Below are 6,666 nucleotides of genomic sequence, written 5' to 3'. Positions count from 1 at the left end.
GCGGGGAGGGGACCGGAGGGAGCGGGCGCGCCGGCCGGCGGGGGCCGGCGCGCCTCGCCGATGCTGCGCGCCTCACTTGCCGTAGGCGAGCATCAGCTTCTCCTTCGCTTCGTCGTTGCCGGTCAGCCGGGTGGTCGAGAGGTAGAAGCGGCCGTCGACCCAGTCGAGGTCCTTGCTGAAGAAGCCCCGCTCGATGGCCGCGGTGCCCTGCGGGTTCTGCAGCAGGGTGACCGGCTCGTGGCTGCTGCCCGTGGTCGCGATGGACACGACCCGTCCGCCTCCGTCGTACGAGGGCTCCACGTAGGCGATGAGCTTGCCGCCCTCGGTCTTCACGGGCAGCATCGACTTCGCCACGGGGGACTTCACCCGCCACTTCTCCTTGCCGGTGGCGAGGCTGACCGCGACGACCTCGTTGGCCCCGGTGGTCGCCTTGGTGGGCAGGTAGAGGGTGTCGCCGTCGGCGACGACGCCCTCACAGCCCTGGAGGTCGCGGGCGAGGATGGCCCAGCCGCACTGGGCGCCGAAGTCCTCGTCCACGGAGACCTGGGAGCGGATCGAGCCGCCCCGGCCCAGCGTGGAGATGTTCCACGCCTTCTTCTCCTTGTTGGTGCTGTAGAGGACCACCGGGTCGACGGAGTAGGCGCGCTCGACGCGCCAGCCCTTCTCGACCTTGTGGGTCCACCTGACCTTGCCGGTCTTCGGGTCGAGTTCCTGGACCTCGTCGTGCTCGTTGGTGCCGCCCGCGCCGCAGGACGCGACCTGGATCAGCCGCTCGCCGCCCGCGAACGCGGCGGGGAAGCAGGCCTCGCCGTACTTCCTCTTGTCGTACATCTTGTCGCCGGACGTCACGTCGAACGCGGTGCCGGACTGCGAGCGGCCGACCATCAGCGTGTTGCCGCTGAGGGTCATCTCGAGGGACATCACGGAGTCGAACAGCGCGCCGTCCTCGACCTTCCGCGTCCAGCCCTTCTCGCCGGTGTCGAGGTCGACGAGCTGGAGCTGGTTGCACTTGGCGCGGTCGCTGCTGCCGCTCATGTACGCGACGACGACCTTGTCGTCGGACGTCTTCTCCGGGGTGACCGCGCAGATCTTCTGCGGGAAGACGAGGGGTTCCCAGGTCGGCTTGCCGTCGGCGACGTTGTAGGCGGAGAGCTCCTTGTAGGCCGCCTTCACCGCCGTCCTGTCGGTGATCCACATGCCGGGGGCGTCGGCTCCGGAGCGGGGCGCGTCGGGCGCCTCCTTGTACCAGAGCACCTTGGACTCGCCGGGCTTGCGGCCCTCATTGAGGTCCTCGGGCCCGGAGTCGCCGTCGCCGCTGCCGTCACCCGGGTTGACCGGGGCGCCGGAGGGCTGGGGGCCGGGGTCGTCGCTCTGCCGGGCGACGGGCTTGTCGTCCTTCTCCCCGTCGCCGCCGGAGACCGCCCACACGGTGGTGCCGAGGGCTATCAGCACCGCCGTCGCGGCGCCGATGAGCACGGCGGACTTGCCCTTGAAGGGGCCGCGGGAGCCGGAACCCGGCGGCGGGGTGCCGGGCGCGCCCGGGAACTGCGGGTGGCCGTACCCCGGCTGCTGCCCGTAGGGGCCGGGTTGCTGCGGTTGGCCGTAGGGCCCGGAGGCGTACGGTCCGGAGGCGTACGGTCCCGGCTGCTGTCCGTACGGTCCCGGCTGGGACTGCCCGTACGGGCCGGCCTGGGGCTGTCCGTACGGGCCGGGCTGCTGCGGGGGCGGCGTCTGCTGCGGGTAGCCGTACCCCGGCTGCGGCGGCCCGGCCGGCGGGCCCTGCGGGGGCGGAGCCCCGAAACCGCCGCCCGGGACGGGCGGGTCCTGTGGTGCTCCGAAGCCATCCTGCGGCGGCTGACCGGGCGGCTGAGCCATCAGCGCGTTCCCCCCTTGCTCACTGATTTTTAGCCACACCCTGAGGTACGTGGTGCTCCCAGAGTCGTCTTGAGGCGGTTCTTACAGTTCTCAGACGGGGTCTTTCTATCACCCGGTACCGCCGGGTCACCGGGCCCCGTCCACCGCTGTTCCCAAGGGAGGACGGGCCCGTGATGCCCTTGTTACGCGCCTCCACGCCCCCTTCACACCCCGCACGCCCCGCGCACGGGCCTGCCCCGCGCGCCGCACGGTCCGGTGCGCCGGCGTCAGGCGTCCTCGGCGAGTTCCAGCCACCGCAGTTCGAGCTCGTCCCGCTGACCGGCCACTTCCCGCAGTTCGGCGTCGAGTTCGGCGACCTTGGCGAAGTCCGTGGCGTTCTCGGCGATCGCGGCGTGCAGCCTCGCCTCCTTCTCGGAGAGCTTGTCGAGCTGCCGTTCGATCTTCTGCAGTTCCTTCTTGGCGGCGCGCACGTCGGCGGCGCTCTTCTCGGGAACGGCGTCCGCGGCCGGCTTCGCCGCCGAGGGCGCAGCGGCGGACGCGGCGGCCGCCTCCTCCATCTTCCTGCGCCGCTCCAAATACTCGTCGATCCCACGCGGCAGCATCCGCAGGGTGCCGTCGCCGAGCAGGGCGAACACCCGGTCGGTGGTGCGCTCGACGAAGAACCGGTCGTGGGAGATGACGATCATCGAGCCGGGCCAGCCGTCGAGGACGTCCTCGAGCTGGGTGAGGGTCTCGATGTCGAGGTCGTTGGTGGGCTCGTCGAGGAAGAGGACGTTGGGTTCGTCCATGAGCAGCCGCAGCAGTTGGAGCCGCCGCCGCTCACCGCCGGACAGGTCGCCGACGGGCGTCCACTGCTTGTCCTTGTTGAAGCCGAACGTCTCGCACAGCTGCCCGGCGGTCATCTCGCGCCCCTTGCCGAGGTCGACGCGTTCGCGGACCGCCTGCACGGCCTGGAGCACCCGCCAGGTGGGGTCGAGTTCGGCGACCTCCTGGGAGAGGTAGGCGAGTCTGACCGTCTTGCCGACGTGGATCCGTCCCGCCGCGGGCTGGATCTCGCCCTCGCTGCGGGCGGCCTCGGTCAGGGCCCGCAGCAGGGACGTCTTCCCGGCGCCGTTGACGCCGACCAGGCCGATCCGGTCGCCGGGGCCGAGCTGCCAGGTGAGGTGCTTGATCAGCACCTTGGGGCCCGCCTGGACGGTGACGTCCTCCAGGTCGAAGACCGTCCTGCCGAGCCGGGAGGAGGCGAACTTCATCAGCTCGCTGCTGTCCCGGGGCGGGGGAACGTCCTTGATCAGCTCGTTGGCGGCCTCGACGCGGAAGCGCGGCTTGGACGTCCGCGCGGGCGCCCCGCGGCGCAGCCAGGCCAGCTCCTTGCGGACCAGGTTCTGCCGCTTGACCTCCTCGGTGGCGGCGATGCGCTCCCGTTCGGCGCGGGCGAAGACGTAGTCGGAGTAGCCGCCCTCGTACTCGTACACGTCGCCGCGCTGCACGTCCCACATGCGGGTGCAGACCTGGTCGAGGAACCAGCGGTCGTGGGTGACGCAGACGAGCGCGGAGCGCCGCTCGCGCAGGTGCCGGGCGAGCCAGGCGATGCCCTCGACGTCGAGGTGGTTGGTCGGCTCGTCGAGGACGACCAGGTCCTGGTCGTCGATGAGCAGCTTGGCGAGCGCGATCCGGCGCCGCTCGCCACCGGACAGCGGTCCGATGACGGTGTCCAGGCCCTTGGGGAACCCCGGCAGGTCCAGGCCGCCGAACAGTCCGGTCAGGACGTCCCTGACCTTGGCGTTGCCCGCCCACTCGTGGTCGGCCATGTCGCCGATGACCTCGTGCCGGACCGTGGCCCGGGGGTCGAGGGAGTCGTGCTGGGTCAGCACGCCGAGGCGCAGCCCGCCGGAGTGCGTGACCCGTCCGGTGTCGGCCTCCTCCAGTTTGGCGAGCATCCGGATCAGGGTGGTCTTGCCGTCGCCGTTGCGTCCGACGACACCGATGCGGTCCCCCTCCGAGACGCCGAGCGAGATCCCGTCGAGCAGGGCACGGGTGCCGTACACCTTGCTGACGTTCTCGACATTGACCAGATTGACGGCCATTTCTCTCCTGCCTGGGGGGATCGATCGACTTTCCAGCGTAGGGCGTCCCTCGACGCGGCCGGGGCGCGAGGGGGCGGTCACTCTTTGTGATGACGTGATCGGAAACGGGCGGCTGCCTTGGAGGGCAGGCAGCAGGATCCCGTCCAGGGGAGGAACCATGACCGCCGAGTCCGTAGAGCACCGCCACCCCTGGCCGGTGCCGCCCGTGGACGGCTACACCGTGGACGACCTGTTCACCCTGCCGGATCTCCCGCCGCACACCGAGCTGATCGACGGGAGCCTGGTTTTCGTGAGTCCGCAACGCCGCTTTCATTTCCTTGTGATCGACCTGTTGGTCAACGGGCTGCGCGGCTCTCTCGGCCCGGAGTTCAGTGTCGAGCGGGAAATGACCGTCATCCTCGACCAGCGCAACGGCCTCGAGCCCGATGTCAGCGTAGTGCGAGCCGACGCGGTCACAGGATTGGACCAGACCAGTTTTCATGCCAGGGACGTCCTGCTCGCCGTGGAGGTCGTCTCCCCCGAGTCGGAAGCCCGCGACCGTATGACCGAACCGCACAAGTACGCCATCGCTGCAATCCCGAACTACTGGCGCGTCGAACAGGACGGAACCACCGGCCGACCCCTCATCCACGTCTACGAGCTCGACCCTGTGACTATGTCGTATGTGCACATGGGTCAGCAGCGCGACCGGATCAAGGTCGACGAACCTTCCGCCATCGCCATCGAACTGACCGCGATCGAAACGCGGTCCTGAACCCTCAGAGGACCGTTGCCCCGGGCATCGGACCCGATGCCACGCGCACCGCCCGGCAGGTGCCCGAGGCCCGCAGGGCGCCCGCGATCACCTCCGCCGTCTCCGTGTCCCGGGCGAGGAAGGCCGTGGTCGGCCCGGATCCCGAGACCAGGGCGGCGAGGGCACCGGCGCCGCGCCCGGCGGCCAGGGTGTCGGCGAGTTCCGGGAACAGCGACAGCGCCGCCGGCTGGAGGTCGTTGGAGACGGTCGCGGCGAGCGCCTCGGGGTCGCCCTTGGCGAGGGCGTCGAGCAGGTCCTGCGAGGCCACGGGAGCGGGGACGTCCCGGCCCTCCGCGAGCCGGTCGAACTCCCGGAAGACCGCCGGGGTGGACAGTCCCCGCCGGGCCATCGCGAACACCCAGTGGAAGGTGCCGCCGACCTCCAGCTCCGTCAGCCTCTCGCCCCGCCCGATGCCCAGCGCCGCCCCGCCCACCAGGGCGAACGGCACGTCGCTGCCCAGTCCGGCGCAGATGTCGAGCAGTTCCCGGCGTGAGGCGCCGGTCCCCCACAGCGCGTCGCAGGCCAGCAGGGCGCCGGCGCCGTCGGCGCTGCCGCCCGCCATGCCTCCGGCGACGGGGATGTCCTTGGCGATGTGCAGGTGCACGTCGGCGTCCCGGCCGTACCGCTCGGCGAGCGCGAGGGCCGCGCGGGCGGCGAGGTTCGTCCGGTCCAGGGGCACCTCGGCGGCGTCCGGGCCCGCGCAGGTGACGCGCAGGCCGCCGGCGGAGGGGGTGGCGGTGACCTCGTCGTGGAGGCCGACCGCGAGGAAGACGTTGGCCAGGTCGTGGAAGCCGTCGGGGCGGGCCGCGCCGACCGCGAGTTGGACGTTGACCTTGGCGGGCACGCGGACGGTGACACTCACGCGACGGGCTCCTCGGACTGCTGGCGCTGCCTGTGTTCGGCGATGCGCGCGAACTCCTCGACGGTCAGGGACTCGCCGCGGGCCTGCGGCGACACCCCGGCGGCGACCAGTGCGGCCTCCGCCTCCGCGGCCGAGCCCGCCCAGCCGGCGAGGGCGGCCCGCAGGGTCTTGCGGCGCTGGGCGAAGGCCGCGTCGACGACGGCGAAGACCTCGCTCCGGGTGGCGGTGGTCTTCGGCGGCTCGTCGCGGCGGACGAGGGAGACCAGGCCGCTGTCGACGTTGGGCGCCGGCCAGAACACCTTCCGCCCGATGGCGCCGGCCCGCTTCACCTCGGCGTACCAGTTGGCCTTGACCGAGGGCACGCCGTACACCTTCGAACCGGGCGGGGCGGCGAGCCGGTCGGCGACCTCGGCCTGGACCATGACGAGGGTGCGCTCGATGCTCGGGAAGGTCTCGAGCATGTGCAGCAGCACCGGGACGGCCACGTTGTAGGGCAGGTTGGCGACCAGCGCGGTCGGGGCGGGGCCGGGCAGTCCGGTGACCCGCATCGCGTCGGAGTGGACCAGCGCGAACCGGTCGGCCCGCTCCGGCATCCGGGCCGTGACGGTCGCGGGCAGCGCGGCGGCGAGGACGTCGTCGATCTCGACGGCGGTGACCCGGTCGGCGGCCTCCAGCAGGGCCAGGGTGAGCGAGCCGAGCCCCGGTCCGACCTCGACGACCACGTCGTCCGGGCGGACTCCGGCGGTGCGCACGATGCGGCGGACCGTGTTCGCGTCGATCACGAAGTTCTGTCCGCGCTGCTTGGTGGGCCGTACGCCGAGCGCGGCCGCGAGTTCGCGGACGTCGGCGGGGCCCAGGAGGGCGTCGGGGGTGGGGCTCGTCACGGGGACAAGGGTACGGGGCGCGGGCCCCCGCAGGTCACGCCCGTGGATAACCGAAGGCGCGGGCCGTGTTCGCCGCGAGGGCCTCGGCGAGGGTGTCCTCGTCCGTGCCGCGTACGGCCGCCCCAACGCCCCGTACCTGGTGCCGGTCACCGTGCGCGCCATGGC

5 protein-coding genes are annotated in these 6,666 nt (G+C 71.9%); 1 reads left to right on the top strand and 4 read right to left on the bottom strand.

Annotated elements, in window-relative coordinates; genetic code table 11:
* Positions 1-72: 72 nt before the first annotated feature.
* Positions 73-1,875, bottom strand: a complete 1,803-nt coding sequence (locus AOK18_RS17085) for an outer membrane protein assembly factor BamB family protein (protein ID WP_055694944.1) — start codon at positions 1,873-1,875, stop codon at positions 73-75.
* A 266-nt stretch (positions 1,876-2,141) separates the two neighbouring features.
* Positions 2,142-3,962 (bottom strand): ABC-F family ATP-binding cassette domain-containing protein, encoded by a 1,821-nt coding sequence (locus AOK18_RS17080; RefSeq protein ID WP_055694943.1) that lies wholly within the window; start codon positions 3,960-3,962, stop codon positions 2,142-2,144.
* A 157-nt stretch (positions 3,963-4,119) separates the two neighbouring features.
* Here AOK18_RS17080 and AOK18_RS17075 point away from each other — a divergent pair, with 157 nt between their 5' ends.
* Positions 4,120-4,716 carry a Uma2 family endonuclease gene (locus AOK18_RS17075; protein WP_055694942.1) on the top strand — a complete coding sequence of 199 codons (597 nt, stop codon included), beginning with the start codon at positions 4,120-4,122 and terminating at the stop codon, positions 4,714-4,716.
* A gap of 4 nt (positions 4,717-4,720) precedes the next feature.
* On the opposite strand, the gene AOK18_RS17070 is transcribed toward AOK18_RS17075, so the two are convergent.
* On the bottom strand, positions 4,721-5,617 hold the full coding sequence (locus AOK18_RS17070; RefSeq protein WP_055694941.1) for a 4-(cytidine 5'-diphospho)-2-C-methyl-D-erythritol kinase: 897 nt from the start codon (positions 5,615-5,617) through the stop codon (positions 4,721-4,723).
* Positions 5,614-6,501: a 16S rRNA (adenine(1518)-N(6)/adenine(1519)-N(6))-dimethyltransferase RsmA gene (gene rsmA, locus AOK18_RS17065; protein WP_055694940.1), complete on the bottom strand. Its 888-nt coding sequence runs from the start codon at positions 6,499-6,501 to the stop codon at positions 5,614-5,616. Before rsmA ends, AOK18_RS17070 begins: the two co-directional genes overlap by 4 nt.
* Positions 6,502-6,666: the final 165 nt, after the last annotated feature.

The organism is Streptomyces prasinopilosus, assembly GCF_001419695.1.
Classification (GTDB): domain Bacteria; phylum Actinomycetota; class Actinomycetes; order Streptomycetales; family Streptomycetaceae; genus Streptomyces; species Streptomyces prasinopilosus.
Note: the sequence above shows the minus strand (reverse complement) of the source record. Positions and strands in the feature narration are given on the sequence as shown.

What these genes read in the sequence shown, in the direction of transcription:
- AOK18_RS17085 (WP_055694944.1), bottom strand. Translation starts at nt 1,875, where the DNA reads ATGGCTCAGCCGCCCGGTCAGCCGCCGCAGGATGGCTTCGGAGCACCA.
- AOK18_RS17075 (WP_055694942.1), top strand. Translation starts at nt 4,120, where the DNA reads ATGACCGCCGAGTCCGTAGAGCACCGCCACCCCTGGCCGGTGCCGCCC.
- AOK18_RS17080 (WP_055694943.1), bottom strand. Translation starts at nt 3,962, where the DNA reads ATGGCCGTCAATCTGGTCAATGTCGAGAACGTCAGCAAGGTGTACGGC.